Origin of the sequence: Agrobacterium albertimagni AOL15, assembly GCF_000300855.1 — a bacterium.
GTDB lineage: Bacteria > Pseudomonadota > Alphaproteobacteria > Rhizobiales > Rhizobiaceae > Allorhizobium > Allorhizobium albertimagni.
Map to the genome: position 1 here is coordinate 366,263 of NZ_ALJF01000004.1, position 17,428 is coordinate 383,690.

Annotated in this window: 15 protein-coding genes; 7 read left to right on the plus strand and 8 right to left on the minus strand. The window is 61.2% G+C overall.

The window, feature by feature from the left end; genetic code table 11:
• Window position 1 precedes the first annotated feature (1 nt).
• From hutG to hutC, 4 genes are all read left to right on the plus strand, one after another.
• Window positions 2–802 (plus strand): N-formylglutamate deformylase, encoded by an 801-nt coding sequence (gene hutG / locus QWE_RS06600; protein ID WP_006725320.1) that lies wholly within the window; start codon window positions 2–4, stop codon window positions 800–802.
• A gap of 12 nt (window positions 803–814) precedes the next feature.
• A complete protein-coding gene (gene hutU, locus QWE_RS06605; protein WP_006725321.1) occupies window positions 815–2,488 on the plus strand; it encodes a urocanate hydratase in 1,674 nt (557 codons plus the stop codon).
• Between the two features lie 15 nt (window positions 2,489–2,503).
• Complete coding sequence (locus QWE_RS06610; RefSeq protein WP_006725322.1) at window positions 2,504–3,121, plus strand: HutD/Ves family protein; 618 nt, start codon at window positions 2,504–2,506, stop codon at window positions 3,119–3,121.
• 87 nt (window positions 3,122–3,208) lie between these two features.
• Complete coding sequence (hutC, locus tag QWE_RS06615; RefSeq protein ID WP_006725323.1) at window positions 3,209–3,946, plus strand: histidine utilization repressor; 738 nt, start codon at window positions 3,209–3,211, stop codon at window positions 3,944–3,946.
• Window positions 3,947–4,003: 57 nt separating this feature from the next.
• Here the strand turns inward: hutC and QWE_RS06620 are convergent, their stop codons facing one another.
• The 3 genes from QWE_RS06620 to QWE_RS06630 are packed head-to-tail and all read right to left on the minus strand — an operon-like array spanning window position 4,004 to window position 9,263.
• The gene (locus tag QWE_RS06620) at window positions 4,004–7,057 is read right to left on the minus strand and encodes an efflux RND transporter permease subunit (RefSeq protein WP_006725324.1); all 3,054 of its coding nucleotides are present in this window, start codon (window positions 7,055–7,057) and stop codon (window positions 4,004–4,006) included.
• Window positions 7,054–8,139 (minus strand): efflux RND transporter periplasmic adaptor subunit, encoded by a 1,086-nt coding sequence (locus QWE_RS06625; protein ID WP_006725325.1) that lies wholly within the window; start codon window positions 8,137–8,139, stop codon window positions 7,054–7,056. Before QWE_RS06625 ends, QWE_RS06620 begins: the two co-directional genes overlap by 4 nt.
• Window positions 8,136–9,263, minus strand: a complete 1,128-nt coding sequence (locus QWE_RS06630) for an efflux RND transporter periplasmic adaptor subunit (RefSeq protein ID WP_157790681.1) — start codon at window positions 9,261–9,263, stop codon at window positions 8,136–8,138. The genes QWE_RS06625 and QWE_RS06630 overlap by 4 nt, the downstream gene beginning before the upstream one ends.
• A 58-nt stretch (window positions 9,264–9,321) precedes the next feature.
• On the opposite strand from QWE_RS06630, the gene QWE_RS24340 reads away from it, so the two are divergent.
• Entirely contained in the window at window positions 9,322–10,062 is a 741-nt protein-coding gene (locus QWE_RS24340) for a TetR/AcrR family transcriptional regulator (RefSeq protein WP_083872853.1), read from the plus strand.
• 23 nt (window positions 10,063–10,085) lie between these two features.
• Here the strand turns inward: QWE_RS24340 and QWE_RS06640 are convergent, their stop codons facing one another.
• From QWE_RS06640 to cyoA, 5 genes are read right to left on the minus strand one after another with little or no spacing between them, the layout of a single operon-like run.
• Entirely contained in the window at window positions 10,086–10,790 is a 705-nt protein-coding gene (locus tag QWE_RS06640; RefSeq protein WP_006725328.1) for an SURF1 family protein, read from the minus strand.
• Between the two features lie 14 nt (window positions 10,791–10,804).
• The gene (cyoD, locus tag QWE_RS06645) at window positions 10,805–11,203 is read right to left on the minus strand and encodes a cytochrome o ubiquinol oxidase subunit IV (RefSeq protein WP_006725329.1); all 399 of its coding nucleotides are present in this window, start codon (window positions 11,201–11,203) and stop codon (window positions 10,805–10,807) included.
• Window positions 11,203–11,826, minus strand: coding sequence for a cytochrome o ubiquinol oxidase subunit III (gene cyoC, locus QWE_RS06650; protein WP_100220855.1), 624 nt, complete (start codon window positions 11,824–11,826; stop codon window positions 11,203–11,205). Before cyoC ends, cyoD begins: the two co-directional genes overlap by 1 nt.
• Window positions 11,827–11,828: 2 nt before the next feature.
• Complete coding sequence (gene cyoB, locus QWE_RS06655) at window positions 11,829–13,832, minus strand: cytochrome o ubiquinol oxidase subunit I (RefSeq protein ID WP_006725331.1); 2,004 nt, start codon at window positions 13,830–13,832, stop codon at window positions 11,829–11,831.
• Window positions 13,833–13,844: 12 nt separating this feature from the next.
• Window positions 13,845–15,050 carry a ubiquinol oxidase subunit II gene (gene cyoA, locus QWE_RS06660; RefSeq protein ID WP_006725332.1) on the minus strand — a complete coding sequence of 402 codons (1,206 nt, stop codon included), beginning with the start codon at window positions 15,048–15,050 and terminating at the stop codon, window positions 13,845–13,847.
• A 237-nt stretch (window positions 15,051–15,287) separates the two neighbouring features.
• Between cyoA and QWE_RS06665 the strand changes: the two genes are divergently transcribed.
• Window positions 15,288–16,622: an MFS transporter gene (locus QWE_RS06665; protein ID WP_006725333.1), complete on the plus strand. Its 1,335-nt coding sequence runs from the start codon at window positions 15,288–15,290 to the stop codon at window positions 16,620–16,622.
• A 192-nt stretch (window positions 16,623–16,814) separates the two neighbouring features.
• Window positions 16,815–17,402: an ANTAR domain-containing response regulator gene (locus QWE_RS06670; protein WP_006725334.1), complete on the plus strand. Its 588-nt coding sequence runs from the start codon at window positions 16,815–16,817 to the stop codon at window positions 17,400–17,402.
• Window positions 17,403–17,428 lie beyond the last annotated feature (26 nt).

Below are 17,428 nucleotides of genomic sequence, written 5' to 3' on the forward strand. Positions count from 1 at the left end.
GATGGCCGTCTTCGAAGTCAAGCAAGGCACCTCCCCCGTCATTCTTGCCTTCCCACATACGGGCACTGACGTGCCGCCCGCGATCTGGGATCGCCTCAATGATAACGGCAAGCTACTTGCCGATACCGACTGGCATATCCATGACCTCTATGCCGGTCTTCTACCGGACGCGACGACGGTCCGGGCGACGTTCCATCGCTACGTGATCGATGCGAACCGCGATCCTGATGGCGTGAGCCTCTATCCGGGGCTAAACACCACCGGTCTCGTGCCGGAAACGGATTTCGATGGCCTCGCCATCTGGAGACAAGGCGAGGAGCCGAGCGGGGACGATATTGCCGATCGGATGGCAGGCTTCCATCGGCCCTATCATGCGGCGCTGAGAGCCGAGATCGAGCGCGTCAAGGCGATCCATGGCGTGGCGGTGCTTTACGACTGCCATTCGATCCGCTCCCTCATCCCCTTCCTGTTCGAAGGGCCTCTGCCGGACTTCAACATCGGCACGGACATGGGCCGCACCTGCGATACCAGGATCGAGAAAGCCGCCGCCGAGATCGCCGGTCGGGCCGAGGAATACAGGTCTGTGGTCAACGGCCGCTTCAAGGGCGGCTGGACGACACGGCATTACGGGCGACCGGAGACCGGCGTGCACGCCATCCAGATGGAACTGGCGCAGGTCACGCATCTGGCCAGCGAGGCACCACCCTTCGCCTATGACGCTGGGAAGGCCGAGGCGCTGCGACACTATCTCAAGGACATTTTGACATCCATCGAAGCCATCGCGCTCGAACTGAAACGCTGAGGAGCGAGGACCATGAGCAATCCCAGACACAATATCCGCGACGTCCGCGCCGCCACCGGAACCGAGCTTTCGGCCAAGAGCTGGATGACGGAAGCGCCGCTTCGCATGTTGATGAACAATCTCGACCCTGATGTCGCCGAGCGGCCGCATGAGCTGGTGGTCTATGGCGGCATCGGCCGGGCGGCGCGCACCTGGGATGATTTCGACCGGATCGTCGAAACGCTGAAGACGCTGACTGACGAAGAGACGCTGATCGTCCAGTCGGGCAAGCCGGTCGGTGTGTTCCGCACCCACAAGGACGCGCCGCGCGTGCTGATCGCCAATTCCAACCTCGTGCCGCACTGGGCGACCTGGGATCACTTCAACGAGCTGGATAAAAAGGGGCTGGCCATGTACGGCCAGATGACCGCCGGTTCGTGGATCTATATCGGCACACAAGGGATCGTGCAGGGCACTTATGAGACCTTCGTGGAGGCCGGCCGCCAACACTACAACGGCAACTTGAAGGGCAAGTGGATCGTGACCGGTGGCTTAGGCGGCATGGGTGGCGCCCAGCCGCTCGCCGCCGTCATGGCCGGCGCCTGCTGCCTTGCCGTCGAATGCGACGAGACCCGCATCGATTTTCGCCTGCGCACCCGTTACGTCGATGCCAAGGCGCATACGCTGGACGAGGCGCTTGCCCTGATCGACCAGTGGACAAAGGTAGGCGAAGCCAAATCCGTCGGCCTCGTCGGCAATGCCGCTGAGATCTTCCCGGAACTTGTGCGCCGCGGCGTGCGCCCCGATATCGTCACCGACCAGACTTCGGCCCATGACCCAATCCACGGCTATCTGCCATCAGGCTGGACGGTTGCCGAATGGCGGGCAAAACAGGAAAGCGACCCGAAGGCCGTGGAAGTCGCTGCCCGCGCCTCGATGAAGACCCATGTGCAGGCGATGGTCGACTTTTGGAACAGGGGCATTCCGACGCTCGACTATGGCAACAACATTCGCCAGGTCGCCAAGGAAGAGGGCTTCGAGAATGCCTTTGCCTTCCCCGGCTTCGTGCCGGCCTATATCCGTCCGCTGTTCTGCCGCGGCATCGGCCCGTTCCGCTGGGCCGCACTGTCCGGCGATCCGGAGGACATTTACAAGACCGATGCCAAGGTGAAGGAGCTGCTGCCCGACAACACGCACTTGCACAACTGGCTGGACATGGCGCGCGAACGCATCGCCTTCCAGGGCCTGCCTGCCCGCATCTGCTGGGTCGGCCTCGGCGATCGCCACAAGCTCGGCCTCGCCTTCAACGAGATGGTGCGCAATGGCGAGCTGAAGGCACCCGTCGTCATCGGTCGTGACCATCTCGATTCCGGCTCGGTCGCCTCGCCGAACCGCGAGACGGAAGCGATGAAGGATGGCTCCGACGCCGTGTCCGACTGGCCGCTTCTGAACGCGCTGCTCAACTGCGCCTCGGGTGCGACCTGGGTCTCGCTGCATCATGGTGGCGGTGTCGGCATGGGCTTTTCTCAGCATTCCGGCATGGTGATCTGCGCCGATGGCACTGATGATGCCGCACGCCGGCTGGAGAGGGTGCTCTGGAACGATCCGGCGACCGGCGTCATGCGCCATGCCGATGCGGGCTATGACATCGCGCTCGACTGCGCCAAGGAAAAAGGCCTTCGTCTGCCCGGCATTCTCGGCAATTGAGGGGACGAAACACCCATGTCCATCCGCATCCAGCGCTTTGACGAGCACCTGAGGATGCCCTGGAAAAACGGGCTGGGGATCACCCGCGAGGTGATCTCCAGGCCTGCTTCGGATGGAGCCGGCGGGTTCGACTGGCGAATCAGTCTTGCGACCGTCGGGACCTCTGGTCCGTTCTCGGTCTTTGCCGGGTTCGACAGGACGATAGCCGTTCTCCAGGGCGACGGCATGCAGTTGACGGTCGATGGGAGGCGGGAGCCACCGCTTCTCATGGCATCGCCTCCCTTCGCCTTTTCCGGCGATTCGGAAGTGCACGCAGATTGCCTCGGGGGAGAAACGCTCGATCTCAATGTCATGAGCCGTCGCGGATTTTTCGTTCATCACATGACGAAGATTGGCGTGTCAGCCGCGCAGACGCTTTCGGTGTCCAAGGACACTGTCGCTGTCGTGTTTCAAGGTGATGCCCGGGTGACGATCGATAGCCTGCGATCAGATGTCGGGCTCGGCGATATCATGATCTCAGAGCAGGTACCGTTTGAGTTCACCGTCGAGCCTCGCGCGGCTGATTGCACGCTCTACAGCATCGAAGTAACTACCGCTCTGGAGCGGGCCTCTGGTCCCGAACCGGTTGCCTAGACAAGCCCTGTGCCGATAAGGGAATGCCCGAAGCGCTGCGGCTAGAAACCCGTAAGATCGCTTCGCCACCATCAGGATCGACCCACCATGTCCGACGATCAGCCAGGCTTTGCACTTCCCGAGGAACGGCAGGATACGCCGCTCTACGAGCAGATGAAAGCCGAGATCAAGGCGCGGATCGAGCGCGGCGATTGGCCGATTAATTTCCGCATTCCCTCCGAGAACGAGCTGGTCGAGATGCTGGGCGTCAGCCGGATGACCGCGCATCGGGCGCTGCGCGAACTCGCCAGCGAAGGCGTCATCGTGCGCGTTCAGGGGCGCGGCTCTTTCGTTGCCCCGAAGAAGCGCCGGGCCAATGTCAGTGACGTGCGCAATATCGCCGAGGAGATTGCCGAGCGCGGCGGCCAGCATTCGGTCGAGATCGTGCTGATGCAGGCGGAAGTCTGCGACCATGATCTGGCGGACAGGCTGGAAGTCGAGACCGGCACATCAGCCCTTCACTCGGTCATCGTGCACAAGGAAGACGACCTGCCGATCCAGCTCGAGGATCGCTTCGTCCATGCGGAACTGGCGCCCGCCTATCTCGATCAGGATTTTCGGGCGATCACGCCGAATGCTTATCTCAGCGGTATCGCGCCGATCTCGCGCGCCGAGCAGTTCGTCGAGGCGGTTCTGCCGCAGCCATGGGAATGCCGGTTGCTGGCCATCGCACGCTCCGAACCCTGCCTTCTGGTTCGGCGTCGAACCTGGTCCGGCGATCGGCTGGTGACGTCAGTTCGGCTTCTCTATCCGGGCAGCCGCTACAGTCTCGAAAGCTCGTATTGAGCCGAGAAGAAAGCCGGCCGCAAACTTTGTCGCGGCCGGTCAAATTCGTCCAGTCGGTCAGGCTGTGACCGAAGGATCCTTGATCCGGAACCAGATCAGATAAAGCGCCGGCAGGAAAAGCAGCGTCAGCACCGTACCGACGACGATGCCGCCCATCATCGCGAAAGCCATCGGTCCCCAGAAGATCTCAGAGGCGATGGGGATGAGCGCGAGACTGGCGGCGGCAGCCGTCAGCATGATCGGTCGCATGCGGTGCTCGGTCGCCTCGCGAACCGCATCCCAGGCATGGCGGCCGTTGCGTTGCAGCGTATCGATCTCGACCACGAGGATGACCGAGTTTCGGATGAGGATACCGATCAGGGCCAAGACGCCGAGAATGGCAACGAAGCCGAGAGGCGCACCGCTGGGCAGAAGGGCTGCGACAACGCCGATCAGTCCAAGCGGAGCCACGATCACAACCATGAATAGCCGCTGGAAGCTTTGCAGCTGGAACATGAGGATCGTCGTCATGGTCAGAAGCATCAGCGGAACGACGGCCGCAATCGGTGCCTGGCTCTTGGCGCTGCTTTCGACCGAGCCACCGACCGCGACATGATAACCCGCAGGAAGATCGGCGGCGTAGGTTTCTACCTTGTCCTTCAAAGCCGCATCAATGGTGGCCGGCTGCGTGGCATCGGAGATGGCAGCCTTGAGCGTGATCGTCGGACTGCGATCACGACGCCAGATCACGGGCTGCTCCATGCCATAGGAGAAGCTGGCGATGGAGGCGAGCGGTACGGACTGGCCGTCACCGCCGGGCAGCTGCAGATTGCGAAGTGTTTCCACGGACTGGCGTTCGTCGCCCGGCGCACGGCCAACAACATTGATCAGATAGATGCTGTCGCGCAGCTGGGTCATGGTCGAGCCGCCGGCCATATTGTTGAGCGCCGTTGCGATATCGCTCGAGCTCACCCCGAGAAGACGGGCCTTGTCCTGAAGCACATCGACCTTCACTGTGCGAGCCGGCTCCATCCAGTCGAAGACGATGCGACCGAGACGCGGCTCCGTGCCGATGACGGCTGCAAGTCCGGTTGCGTATTCGCGCACCTTTTCCGGATCCGGACCGCTGACGCGGTACTGGATCGGCCGGCCGACCGGCGGTCCGAGCTCCATTTCCTTGACCAGAATGTCCGTGCCCGGATAGCCATCCGCGGCAACCGCCATCAGTTTTTCCTTCAGAGCCTCCCGGGCTTCGATGCTCTTGGTGACGATGACCATCTGGCCGAAATAGGGGGCCGACGGCTGTACGTCGAATGAGAGAACGAAGCGCTTGGCGCCTTGCCCGACATAGGATGTCCAGTGTTCGATACTGTCGTCATTGGCGAGGTAGGCGGCCTCGAATTCATCCATGTCGGCCTTGGTCTGGGCCAGCGTGGAGTTCTGCCGCCCGGTCCAGTCGACGATCAGCTCTGGACGATCCGATGCCGGGAAGAAATGCTGCTGGACGAAGCCCATGCCATAGACGGAGAGGAGGAAGACGCCGAATGTGGCGGCGACCGTCATCTTCGGCCAATGCATGCAAGCCGCCAGAATGCGCGAAAACATCTGGGCGACCCTGCCTTTCTGCTCATGATGCCGCTCCATCTTTGCCGGAAGGATCAGCACCCCGAGAACCGGCGCGAAGAGAACGGCGACGATCCAGGAAACGATGAGGGCAACGGCAATGACGACGAAGAGCGAGAAGGTGAATTCGCCAGCGGCACTGTCGTTCAGGCCGACGGGAATGAAACTCGCGACGGTGACCAGGGTGCCGGTAAGCATCGGAAATGCCGTCGAGGTCCAAACCGCTGTCGCTGCCTTGGACAGGGGTTCACCCTGTTCGAGCTTGGACACCATCATTTCGATGGCGATCATGGCATCGTCGACCAAGAGGCCGAGCGCGATGATCAGTGCACCGAGCGAAATGCGCTGGAGGGAGATGCCCAGATATTCCATGGCGACGAAGGTGATGGCGAGAACCAGCGGGATCGACAGAGCAACCACGAGCCCGGCTCTGGCGCCCAGACTTATGAAGCTGACGACGAGAACGATGGCAATCGCCTCGAAGAGGGCCTTGGTGAAGCCGCCGACGGCTTCGTCAACGACGACGGCCTGATCGGCCACATGGTGAATGCCAATGCCGATGGGCAGGCTGGCGGTCACCTTTTCCATCTTCTCAGACAGGGCTTCGCCGAATTCGAGCAGGTTGGAGCCCGGCTTCATGCCAATCGCAAGACCGATCGCCGGCTCGCCATTAACCCGGAACAGCGCCTGCTGCGGGTCGACATAGCCGCGCGTGATGGTCGCGACATCGCTCAATCGGAAGAAGCGGTCGTTGACGCGAAGGTTGACCTTTCTCAGGTCGTCTTCCGTGGAGAACTGACCTGAGACGCGCATGCTGATGCTCTCGGACGCGGTGCGCAGAGTTCCTGATGCGACGACGGCGTTCTGATTCTGCAGTGTCTCGACGATCTGTTGCTGGGTGATGCCTAGCGCAGCCATACGCCGGGTGGAGAACTCCAGATAGATCACCTCGTCCTGAGCGCCGATGAGATCGACCTTGCCGACATTGGGAACGGCGAGGATCTCGGTTCGTGCCGCTTCCAGATAGTCCCGGAGCTGTCGCTGGGTCAGCCCGTCCGCGGTGAAGGCATAGATATTGCCGTAGACATCACCGAAGCTGTCGATGAAGAAGGGACCGACCACACCCTGAGGAAGGTTGGGAACGATGTCATTGATCATGTTCCGGACCTTGACCCAGGTCGGGTTGACGTCCGCCGCCTTCGTGTTCTCGAGAAGGTTGACGTAGATCGTCACCTGTCCCGGGGCATTGATGCTCTTGGTGTAATCGAGGGATTCGAGTTCCTGCAGTTTCTTCTCGATCCGATCGGTGACCTGGCTGGTCATTTCATCGACCGATGCCCCCGGCCATTGGGCCTGGATCAGCATCGTCTTGATCGTGAATTCCGGATCTTCTTCGCGTCCGAGATTGAAATAGGACATGACCCCTGCGACCGTGGCAAGGATCATGAAGTACCAGACGAGCGACTTGTGACGCAGTGCCCATTCGGAAAGATTGAATTTGCTGTTCATCGGGCGATCTCGTCGGTGAAGGAAATGATCTGGTTTTCAGTGAGGGAGTTCACGCCGGCGCTGACCACGCGCTCTCCGGCCTGCAAGCCTGAAACAATGTCATAGCCGCCGCCCTGGGCCTTTTCGGCTTCGACAGGCCTGCGCGCCACGGCACCACTGGCCGGGTCGATGACCCAGACAAATGCGCCGCCGGACTGATCGGCACCTATGGCCGTTTCAGGCAGCCAGATGGCGGTGGCGACGGCCGCGATTGGTCTCGCGACCACGGTGCTGCCCAAGCGAAAGGCCTTGTCCGGGGTGGACAGCGCAAGCTTGGTTCGCCGCGTCCGGGTTGCGCCATCAGCCTCGGGTGCGACTTCCCGCACGCGACCTTGTGCCGTGATTTGCGGGTTCGACAGGAGGGTGACCTCGTATTCCGTATCGGGCAATTGAAGCGCCTTCAACGTGTCGGGGACATCGATGACAGCATCGAGGGCCTCGAGCCGGGCGATCGTCACGGCCGATTGACCGGCTGCAACGACCTGTCCGACTTCCGCGCTCACGGCCGAAACGACACCGTCGGTTTGCGCGACGACAGTGGCATAGGTCGTCTGCTCGCGCGCCTTCGTCAGATCGGCTTCCTTTTGCTTGACGGTTGCCTCTGCGGCTTCCGCGGTCTGCTCGGCTTCTTCCAGTCGCTCCCGCGTGGTTGCCTGGGTTCTCAGGAGCGTCGCCTGACGGCTGGCATTGACCTGCGCCAGATCGAATTTGGCCTTTGCGGATGCGAGATCTGCTTCGGCCTGGCGGACTGCGAGTTGGAGGCTCGTCGTGTCGAGCGTCATCAGAACATCGCCGGCACGAACGACATCGCCGACATCCACCATGCGTGCGGTCACCCGACCGAGCAGGCGGAAGCCGATATCGACATTCAGCTTGGCCTCGACAGTCCCGGTAAAGGTCGATCCGGGCTCACTTTCGCGCGGACCTGCGATGATGGAGAGAGCCGGGCGCACCTGCGGCGTGGCCTGTTCTTCGGCCTCGCTGCAGGCACTCAGCGCGACGACGGCAAGGCACAGAAATGCGATTGCTTTCACTTGCTTCATTGCGCGTCTCCCTGAACCGCACGCACCTTTTGTTTCGGGTAGAGAAACTGCGTTCCGTCGACGACAAGCTGATCACCGGGTTCAAGCCCGTCTGCGACGATGATCCGGTCGGCATCATAGCGCAGCACGTCGATCTGGCGGGTCTCGACGGTCTCCGTGGCCGGATCGACGACGAAGACTGCAGGCTTTCCGTTGGCACTGGTCAAAGACTGGGACGGAATGGATATGCGCCCCACTTCCGAGAGCTTCGCATAGGCCACGATTGCCGAACCCAGCGTGATCTCCGGTGGCGGATCGGTGATCGAAAGCTTCAGACGTACGGTGCCGAGCTTGCGATCAACCGAAGGGCTGATCTCCTGGATTTTGGCAACTGCGCGAATATCCGGCCGATCGACAAGAGCCACTTCCACCGATTCAGGCTGAGCATCCCTGGTCAAGGCACTTTCATCCACGTTGAAGACCGCATCGAGTTCACCATCATGGGCGAGCTCGAATGCGGCCGAGGAAGGCTGCACGACTTCGCCCGGTTCGATGCTCACGGCCGTGATGAGGCCATCGGCATCGGCTTTCAGCTCTGTCTGAGCCAGGCTCTCCTGCACGCTGGCGAGATTGGCCTGAGCCGCATCGAGATCGTTGACGGCCGAATCATATTGCTGGATCGCCTCGTCCAGCTGCTGCTGCGGCAGAGCACCTGTCTGGGTCAGAGTGCGACGGCGGTTGAGATAGGATTCGGCGGTGCGCAAGGTGGCTTGGCGGGCACGGATGGCCGCTTCTGCCGCCGTCAGATCAGCCTTCTGTTCCGTCGGATCAAGGCGGGCAAGCACCTGGCCGACCTTTACCCGATCACCGACCTCGACATCACGGGCAATGACGCGGCCGCTGACCTTGAAGGACAGGACGCTTTCAACCCGCGGCTTCACCTCTCCGGTACCGGAGACGGTGACGACATCGGACACGGTGGCCGCGGTTGCGACCCTGACCGTCGGCACATAGCCGGCCTTCTCCGACGTATCGTCGCTGCAGGAGGCGAGCAGGAGGGGCAAAACTGCCGCGACCAGCAAGGGAAATTTTGTTGACGTCGGGGGCAACCGACCCATCTGGCGCGTTACCAACGGGGTGGGCATCGCAGACTCCTGAAAACGAGGGAGGAATTTATTCATCGTGTGTTGAATATATGCCGGAATGGGGCTAGGCTTGTCAAGCGAACGAATTGAGGGTGGTGTGAAACAGGTTAAGAACGTGACCGAACGGAAACGAGGGAGGCCTCGCCGGGGCGCAGAACAGAATGCCGAAGGCCTTCTGGATGCTGCCATGGAGACCTTTGCGGCAAATGGTTTCGAGCAGACATCACTGCGTGCGATCGCAACGACCGCAGGCGTGGACGTAGCGCTAATCTCCTATCGCTACGGATCGAAGATGGGCCTTTGGCAGGCGATCGTGACCGAAGTTGCGCGCGAAACCGTCGAGTTGCTCGAGTCTGCGATTGATCGGGCCCGAGAGCGCCCGCAGGCAGAACGCGTCGATTTCATCAGTTCCGAAGTCGTGGACGTGATCTGGCGCCGCACGCATTTTTCGAGAATTCTGTTTTCGGAAATCATTCACAGCCGGGACGAGGAACGAAAGGACTTCATCGAGGAGGCCCTGGCGAAGCCATTTCTCGAAGTGCTTTATCCGTTCGTGCAGTCAAGCCTCGATGCTGCGGGGCAGCAGCGACCGTTCGACACCAAGCTGGGTATGATGGCGTCGATCGCGCTTGCGGGTCTCTTGAGTTCCACGCGCGAGTTCACCGGCCGCTTCGTGGAAGTGGCAAGACAGGACGATATTCTGCAAAACCAGGTAAAACAGCTGATCAAGAGCATGTGGACCGCACCCGCTGACAACGCGGTGCCCACGCCCCGGGCAGCTGGATCGAAGAGGTCCTGACCAACCCGTCGCAAAGCGCGCTATCAGCGGTCTGGTTCGCCGGGTCCCGTGGCGCGGTACAGCAGATAGGCAAAGACGGCAGCCAGACCGAACCAGGTGATGGCATAGCCAAAATGCTTGTTCGGGAAGGAGACGACGGTCAGTCCGCCGATCGGGAGGGCGTCGCCGCGTGCGTCAGCATCGATGAAATAGGGCGCGACGTCGCGGAGGCCGAGCGTATCGGCCATCGCAACGGTGTCGCGCGAGAACCAGCGGCCATTGGCGGAATCATTGTCTCGTAAAAAGGCGCCGCCGGGCTGGGTGAGCCGCAAAAGCCCCGTCACCTCCTGCTCGTCGTCTGGCCGCGGACGGTCCGCTTGTGACCGGCGATCATCAGGAACGAAGCCTCTGTTGACGAAGAGCCGCCATCCTTCCCGCGTTTCAAATGGCGACATGACCCAGAAGCCCGACCCGCGGGCCGTCACGGCCTTGACGAGGATATCGTCGCCGGGAAGATAGCGGCCCCGGACCTCGACGCGGCGATATTCCGCGGTGTCGACGGAGACGGCAGCCCAGTCAGCCGGACCGGGTGCAGAGACCGGTGGAGCAAGAAGCCCCGTCTCGACGCGTTCGATGAGGGCCGTCTTCCACTGCAGACGCTGCAATTGCCAGACGCCCAGACCGAGGAGCAGGGCGATGGCGAGCGTGCCGAGCCCGATGATCCACCAAGGTCGGCCCGCTCGCGTCATGTCGCCTCGCTGTTTCAGGAGCCGAAGCCCTGGAAGCTCTCGTGGTCCATTGACGGCATCATGTTGGTGTTCAGATTAAACATGACCCAGACGGAGCCTGCGATCATGATCACCACCACGATGATGGTGAAGATCATCGACAGCATGGTCCAGCCCTCGTCCGAACGCGTGTTCATGTGCAGGAAATAGACCATGTGAACGAGGACCTGGACGACAGCGAAGCCGATCACCGTCACCGCCGTCAGAACGCGGCTGTCGAAGCCGCCGCTCATCACGACCGCAAAGGGTATGATCGTCAGAATAGCGGCAACAACGAAGCCCGTCAGGTAGGAACGATAGCTGCCATGGTCATGGCCGGTGCTGTCGTGGCTCTGTTCATTGTGGCCATGGGGCTTGATGGAGTGTTGTGACATCAGATCATCCCCAGAAGATAAACGAAGGTGAAGACGCCGATCCAGATGACGTCGAGGAAGTGCCAGAACATGCTCAAGCATTCCATGCGTCGGGTGTTCGCCGGGATCAGGCCCTTTTGATTGATCTGCACCATCAGCGTGACGAGCCAGATGCAGCCGAACAACACGTGCAGGCCGTGGGTCCCGACCAGCGCGAAGAAGGCCGAGAGGAAGGCCGAACGCTGGGGACCGGCGCCGAGCTCGATCAGGTGATGGAACTCGTAGATCTCAAGCGCCAGGAAGGCGAGGCCAAGCAGCAGGGTGACGGCAAGCCAGATCTGCATGCGAGCCTGCCTGCCCTCGTACATGGCGAGCATGGCGAAGCCGAAGGTGATCGAGGAGACCAGCAGGAAGCCGGTGTTGATCGCAATCAGGTTCAGATCGAAGAGAGCCTTTGGGCCGGGACCGGCCGCATAGCTCTGGCCGACCACGGCAAAGACCGCAAAGAGGACTGCGAACATCAGGCAGTCGCTCATCAGGTAGATCCAGAAGCCGAGCCGCGTGGACCCGCCTTCCGGATGGTGATGCGGCTCGGTTTCCCAATAGACGGCGGGCGTATCAGTGTGGGTGACGGTACTCACGATCTTTACGCTCCTACGCTTGCCAGTTCGCGGTCACGCGCCTTTTCGACACGCTCGACCTCATCGACGGGGACGTAATAGTCCCGGTCGTAATTGAAGGTATGGGCGATCGAGACGGCGATGATCGCGAGGAAGGCCAGGGCCGCCAGCCACCAGATGTACCAGACCAGCGCAAAGCCGCAGACCGTGGCGAGGCCTGAGATGATCACACCCGTGCCGGTGTAACGCGGCATGTGGATCGGAAGATAGAGTGCTTTCGGACGCTTCTGACCGACCTGCTTCATGTCATGCCAGGCGTCGAGATCGTGGACCACAGGCGTGAAGGCGAAGTTGTAGGCCGGCGGCGGGGAGGATGTCGCCCATTCCAGCGTGCGACCATCCCAGGGGTCGCCGGTGACGTCCATGTTGTCCTTCCGGTTCCAGATCGACACTGCGATCTGGATGAAGAAGGCGGCGATGCCGACGGCGATCAGGAGCGCGCCGAGGGCAGCCAGAATGAACCAGATCCTGAGATCCGGATCATCGAAGACGCGCATGCGGCGGGTGACACCCATCAGGCCGAGCACATAGAGCGGCATGAAGGCGAGCCAGAAGCCGCTGACCCAGCTCCAGAAGGAGACCTTGCCCCAGAAGACATTGAGCTGGAAGCCAAAGGCCTTTGGCCACCAGTAGGCGATCGCGGCAAAGCAGCCGAAGAGCACGCCACCGATGATGACGTTGTGGAAGTGCGCCACCAGGAAGAGCGAGTTGTGCAGGACGAAGTCTGCCGGCGGGACGGCCAGGAGAACGCCGGTCATGCCCCCAATGGTGAAGGTCAGCATGAAGGCGACCGTCCACATCATCGGCAATTCGAAGCGCACCCTCCCCTTGTACATGGTGAAGAGCCAGTTGAAGATCTTGGCTCCCGTGGGCACCGAGATGATCATGGTTGTGATGCCGAAGAAGGCGTTCACCGAGGCGCCGGAACCCATTGTGAAGAAGTGGTGCAGCCAGACGATGTAGCTCAGGATCGTGATGCAGACGGTCGCATAGACCATCGAGCTGTAGCCGAAGAGGCGCTTGCCCGAAAAGGTCGAGGTGATCTCCGAGAACACACCGAAGAGCGGCAGGATCAGGATGTAGACTTCGGGGTGGCCCCAGATCCAGATGAGGTTGATGTACATCATCGGGTTGCCGCCGAGATCATTCGTGAAGAAGTTCGTTCCCACGTAGCGATCGAGCGTCAGCAGGATCAGCGTCATCGTCAGCACCGGGAAGGAGGCAACGATGAGGACATTGGTACAGAGCGCTGTCCAGGTGAAGATCGGCATGCGCATCAGGGTCATGCCCGGGGCGCGCATCTTGACGATAGTGACGAGCAGGTTGATGCCCGATAGCGTCGTTCCGACGCCGGCGATCTGGAGACCCCAGATGTAATAGTCGACCCCGACCCACGGACTGTAACCGATCCCCGACAGTGGCGGGAAGGCAAGCCAGCCCGTTTGTGCGAACTCGCCGACAAAGAGCGAGGCCATGACCAGCACGGCGCCGCCGACGGTCATCCAGAAGGAGAAGTTGTTGAGGAAGGGGAAAGAGACGTCGCGCGCGCCGATCTGCAGCGGCACGACATAGTTCATCAGTCCCGTGACGAAGGGCATCGCCACGAAGAAGATCATGATCACACCATGGGCGGTGAAGATCTGGTCATAGTGGTGGGCGTTCAGATAGCCCTCGGATCCGTTGAAGGCGAGTACCTGCTGCAGGCGCATCATGATCGCGTCGGCAAAGCCGCGCACCAGCATGATCAACGCCAGGATGATGTACATGATGCCGATCTTCTTGTGATCGACGGAGGTCAACCATTCGCGCCACAGGTATCCCCAGAGGCGGTAATAAGTGAGCGCGCCCACTGTGGCTGCGCCGCCGACCACGACGACTGCGAAAGTCGCCAGAACGATCGGATCCGTCGGGATCGCACTCCAGTTGAGGCGACCAAGAAGAAGCGTGGTGGAATGGTCTATCGTAGCCATGCCAAATTCCTGTCAGAGTTGCGGCGCATTGCCGGATGCCTGCCGGACGAGCGTGAGAAAACGTTCGGCCTCACCGCCGAAGGGCGACACCGGCTGCGGCATGTTGTGTCCCATCAGGGGACCGGAAACGACGGGCTGGTCGTTGTAGGAAGCGGGCTTTGCGGCCAGCATCTGCTCCAGTTCCTCGACCGAGCAGAAGCCAAGAACCTTGAAGGGCTCCCAACCGAAGACCGGCTCGCGCGTGCCGCGGCGTTCGTGCTTGTCGTAGATGAGAGCGCTCATGTTGACCGTGCCGGCGAGACCCGTGCCGCCCTGGGCGTCGAGCGCCATCATCTCGGCCATGCAGATCTTGCCGTCTTCGACACACATGTTGACCACGCGCGGAAAGAGCTGCGGATCGACACTGGCAAACGTGATCGGCGTGACGTTCTCGGTGGGACGTTCGAGTTCGAGATATTTCGCCCGGTCCAGCTTCTCACTGCCCGCACGGGCCTGTTCAACCCATGCCTCGAAGGCTGCGGCATCGGTCGCCTTCGCCTTGAAACGCATGCCGGAGAAGCCGGCGCCCGAATAATGCGAGGCAAGACCCTGGAAGGTGCCTTCCTCGTTGAAGACCCCGTGCAGCGTCGTCTGCATGCCGGGCATTGCGTAGATCATGCCGGCCATGTGCGGAATGTAGAAGGCATTCATCACCGAAGAGGAAGTCAGCGAGAAACGGATCGGTCGATCGGTTGGAACCGGAAGCTCATTGACGGCCGCGACGCCGTATTGCGGGTAGATGAAGAGCCATTTCCAGTCGAGTGCCACGACTTGCACATCGAGCGGCTCCTGCTGCGGATCGAGCGGCTGCGCCGCAGACACGCGCGCCAGTGGCCGATAGGGATCGAGAAGGTGGGTGCCGACCCAGGTCAGCGCTCCCAGGCAGATGATGATCATCAAGGGGATCGCCCAGATGATCAGCTCGAGCTTGGTCGAGTGGGACCAGTTCGGCTTGTAAATCGCCTGGCTGTTGGATGCCCGATAGTGCCAGGCGAACCAGCAGGTGAGCGCCATCACCGGAATGATGATGACCAGCATCAGAAGCGTAGAGATGACGAGAAGGTCACGCTGCTGGGCGGCTACGTCGCCGGTCGGAGCAAGGACTTCGGCCTTGCAGGCGGACAGGAAAAGGACCGCCATCACGGCGGCCAGTATTTTCGGGAGGCGAAGCTCTTGCATCTCTTACCCTGATACACTGACGGGTCACAGAGCAGGGGTCCCCCCGAACACCACTCGACGACCATTGACATTCATCAAGGTAGTTAGTTGGGTTTTGCGGTGCAGCACATACGACAATTTGTCACCTGTCAATTTGGCCGCACCTGCGGCATTTCAATTTCAGCATGTTAGACTAAGGCTGGCGCTGCATCTCCCATCTGCGCCCGCCCAGTACAATCGAGAAAGTGATCCCGCGACATGGCGAGCATGACCGGTTCTGCACCTCCGGCCGCACAGAACGGCCGCACAACTTCAGAAGATGACCATCACGTTTCCCCGTCCGATATCGCTGTCGGCGTCATCATCGGGCGCACGTCGGAGTTCTTCGACTTCTTCGTGTTCGCGATCGCGTCGGTCATCGTCTTTCCGGCGCGCATCTTTCCGTTCCTCGATCCGCTGACCGGGACACTCTGGTCCTTCGTGCTTGTGGCTCTCGCTTTCGTGGCACGACCGCTGGGCACGGTGATCTTCACGGCCCTCGACCGCCGGCATGGCCGCGTGACCAAGCTTACGGTGGCGCTTTTCCTGCTGGGAACCTCGACCGTCGCCATGGGTCTGGTGCCCTCCTATGAAACCGCCGGGTGGTGGGCGATCGCCATGCTGGCGCTCCTGCGCATCGGCCAGGGTCTGGCGCTTGGCGGCACCTGGGATGGCCTTGCACCGCTGCTGGCCATCACTGCGTCGAAGGACAAGCGTGGCTTCTATGCCATGATCCCTCAGCTCGGCGCTGTGGTTGGCCTTGCCGTCGCCGCCGTGCTGTTCGCCTACCTCGTCATGACGCTTTCGGCCGCCGACTTCCTCGACTGGGGCTGGCGCTATCCGTTCTTCGTCGCCTTCGCGATCAATGTCGTGGCACTCTTTGCGCGTCTGCGCATCGTCGACACGCCTGAGTTCAAGGAGCTCTTCGAGACGAACGAACTGACACCGACGAGGTTGCGCTCCACCTTGTCGCAAGACGGACGCACGGTTCTGCTCGGCGTCTTCGTGCCGCTTGCAACCTTTGCCATGTTCCACATGGTCACGGTTTTCCCGCTATCGTGGATCTTCCTCTATACGGATGAAGCACCGGGCACCTTCCTTCTGATCGAAGCGGCCGGTGCTGCCGTCGGTATCCTTGCCATGCTGTTCTCCGGCTGGCTTTCGGACCGGATCGGCCGCGACAGGATCCTCGTCTGGGGGGCCTGGGCCATCGGCGCCTTCGCGCTGACGGCGCCTCTGCTCCTCAACGGCGGCCAGGCCGGTGTCGTCGCCTACATGATGGTTGGTTTCGTCATTCTCGGCTTCAATTTCGCCCAGTCCTCCGGAACCATCGCTTCGCTGTTCGACCGCCGAAACCGCTACACGGCCTCCGCGATTGTATCGGCACTCTCCTGGATGTTCGGGGCGGGGTTTGCGCCGCTCGCGGCACTGTTGCTGTCCACCTGGTTCGGTCTGTTTGCAGCCGGCCTCTACCTTCTGTCGGGTGCCGTCTGCACGCTGATCGCGCTTGCGCTGGCACGGCAGATATCGCTGCAGCCCAAGGGCCAGGACTGAGCACCAACGAATACCGACGAATCCTACGCTTTTCCGCCAGCCCCTGGAGTTGACCACTCCGGGGGCTTCGTTTTTCTGCGTCACTGGTCAGGACGGCGCGCCAAACTGCTCAAAAATTAGTTGCCATTGCAGCAAGCTCAAAATTTAGGCCATAAGCTTGCCAACTTTGTTGCATTGCGTCATCAATCGTACATGAACCATCTCGACCTCACCATCCTCGTGATCGATGAGAACGCTGTTCGCGCAGCGATCATCGAGGACGGTTTGCGCGAGGCAGGTCACCGGCACGTGACCGTCGCTCTCGGGGTGCAGGGAATTGCCAAGACGGTGGAGACGCTGGCGCCTGATGTGATCATCATCGACATCGAGAACCCGAACCGTGACATGATGGAGCATCTCTTCCAGCTCACCCGCTCGGTCAGCAGGCCGATCGCCATGTTCGTCGATCGCTCCGACAGCGCCTCCATCGAGGCCGCCGTGGATGCCGGCGTCTCGGCCTATATCGTCGATGGGTTGCGCAAGGAACGGGTGAAGCCGATCCTCGATATGGCGGTCAGCCGCTTCAACGCGTTCAGCCGTCTGCAACGCGAACTGGCCGAAGCGAAGAACGCGCTCGAAGAGCGCAAGATCATCGAGCGCGCCAAGGGCATCCTGATGAAGATGCGCGGCATGAGCGAGGAGGAAGCTTTCGCGCTGATGCGTCAAACCGCCATGAACGAGAAAAAGAAACTGGTCGACATAGCCCAGAGCGTGGTGACCGCTGCGGGATTGCTGCTGTGATGACGAGCCCGCGGGGACAGTGAAGT

Coding starts and splice junctions, on each gene's coding strand:
- hutG (WP_006725320.1), top strand. CDS start 2: ATGGCCGTCTTCGAAGTCAAGCAAGGCACCTCCCCCGTCATTCTTGCC.
- hutU (WP_006725321.1), top strand. CDS start 815: ATGAGCAATCCCAGACACAATATCCGCGACGTCCGCGCCGCCACCGGA.
- QWE_RS06610 (WP_006725322.1), top strand. CDS start 2,504: ATGTCCATCCGCATCCAGCGCTTTGACGAGCACCTGAGGATGCCCTGG.
- hutC (WP_006725323.1), top strand. CDS start 3,209: ATGTCCGACGATCAGCCAGGCTTTGCACTTCCCGAGGAACGGCAGGAT.
- QWE_RS06620 (WP_006725324.1), bottom strand. CDS start 7,057: ATGAACAGCAAATTCAATCTTTCCGAATGGGCACTGCGTCACAAGTCG.
- QWE_RS06625 (WP_006725325.1), bottom strand. CDS start 8,139: ATGAAGCAAGTGAAAGCAATCGCATTTCTGTGCCTTGCCGTCGTCGCG.
- QWE_RS06630 (WP_157790681.1), bottom strand. CDS start 9,263: ATGCCCACCCCGTTGGTAACGCGCCAGATGGGTCGGTTGCCCCCGACG.
- QWE_RS24340 (WP_083872853.1), top strand. CDS start 9,322: ATGGGGCTAGGCTTGTCAAGCGAACGAATTGAGGGTGGTGTGAAACAG.
- QWE_RS06640 (WP_006725328.1), bottom strand. CDS start 10,790: ATGACGCGAGCGGGCCGACCTTGGTGGATCATCGGGCTCGGCACGCTC.
- cyoD (WP_006725329.1), bottom strand. CDS start 11,203: ATGTCACAACACTCCATCAAGCCCCATGGCCACAATGAACAGAGCCAC.
- cyoB (WP_006725331.1), bottom strand. CDS start 13,832: ATGGCTACGATAGACCATTCCACCACGCTTCTTCTTGGTCGCCTCAAC.
- cyoA (WP_006725332.1), bottom strand. CDS start 15,050: ATGCAAGAGCTTCGCCTCCCGAAAATACTGGCCGCCGTGATGGCGGTC.
- QWE_RS06665 (WP_006725333.1), top strand. CDS start 15,288: ATGGCGAGCATGACCGGTTCTGCACCTCCGGCCGCACAGAACGGCCGC.
- QWE_RS06670 (WP_006725334.1), top strand. CDS start 16,815: ATGAACCATCTCGACCTCACCATCCTCGTGATCGATGAGAACGCTGTT.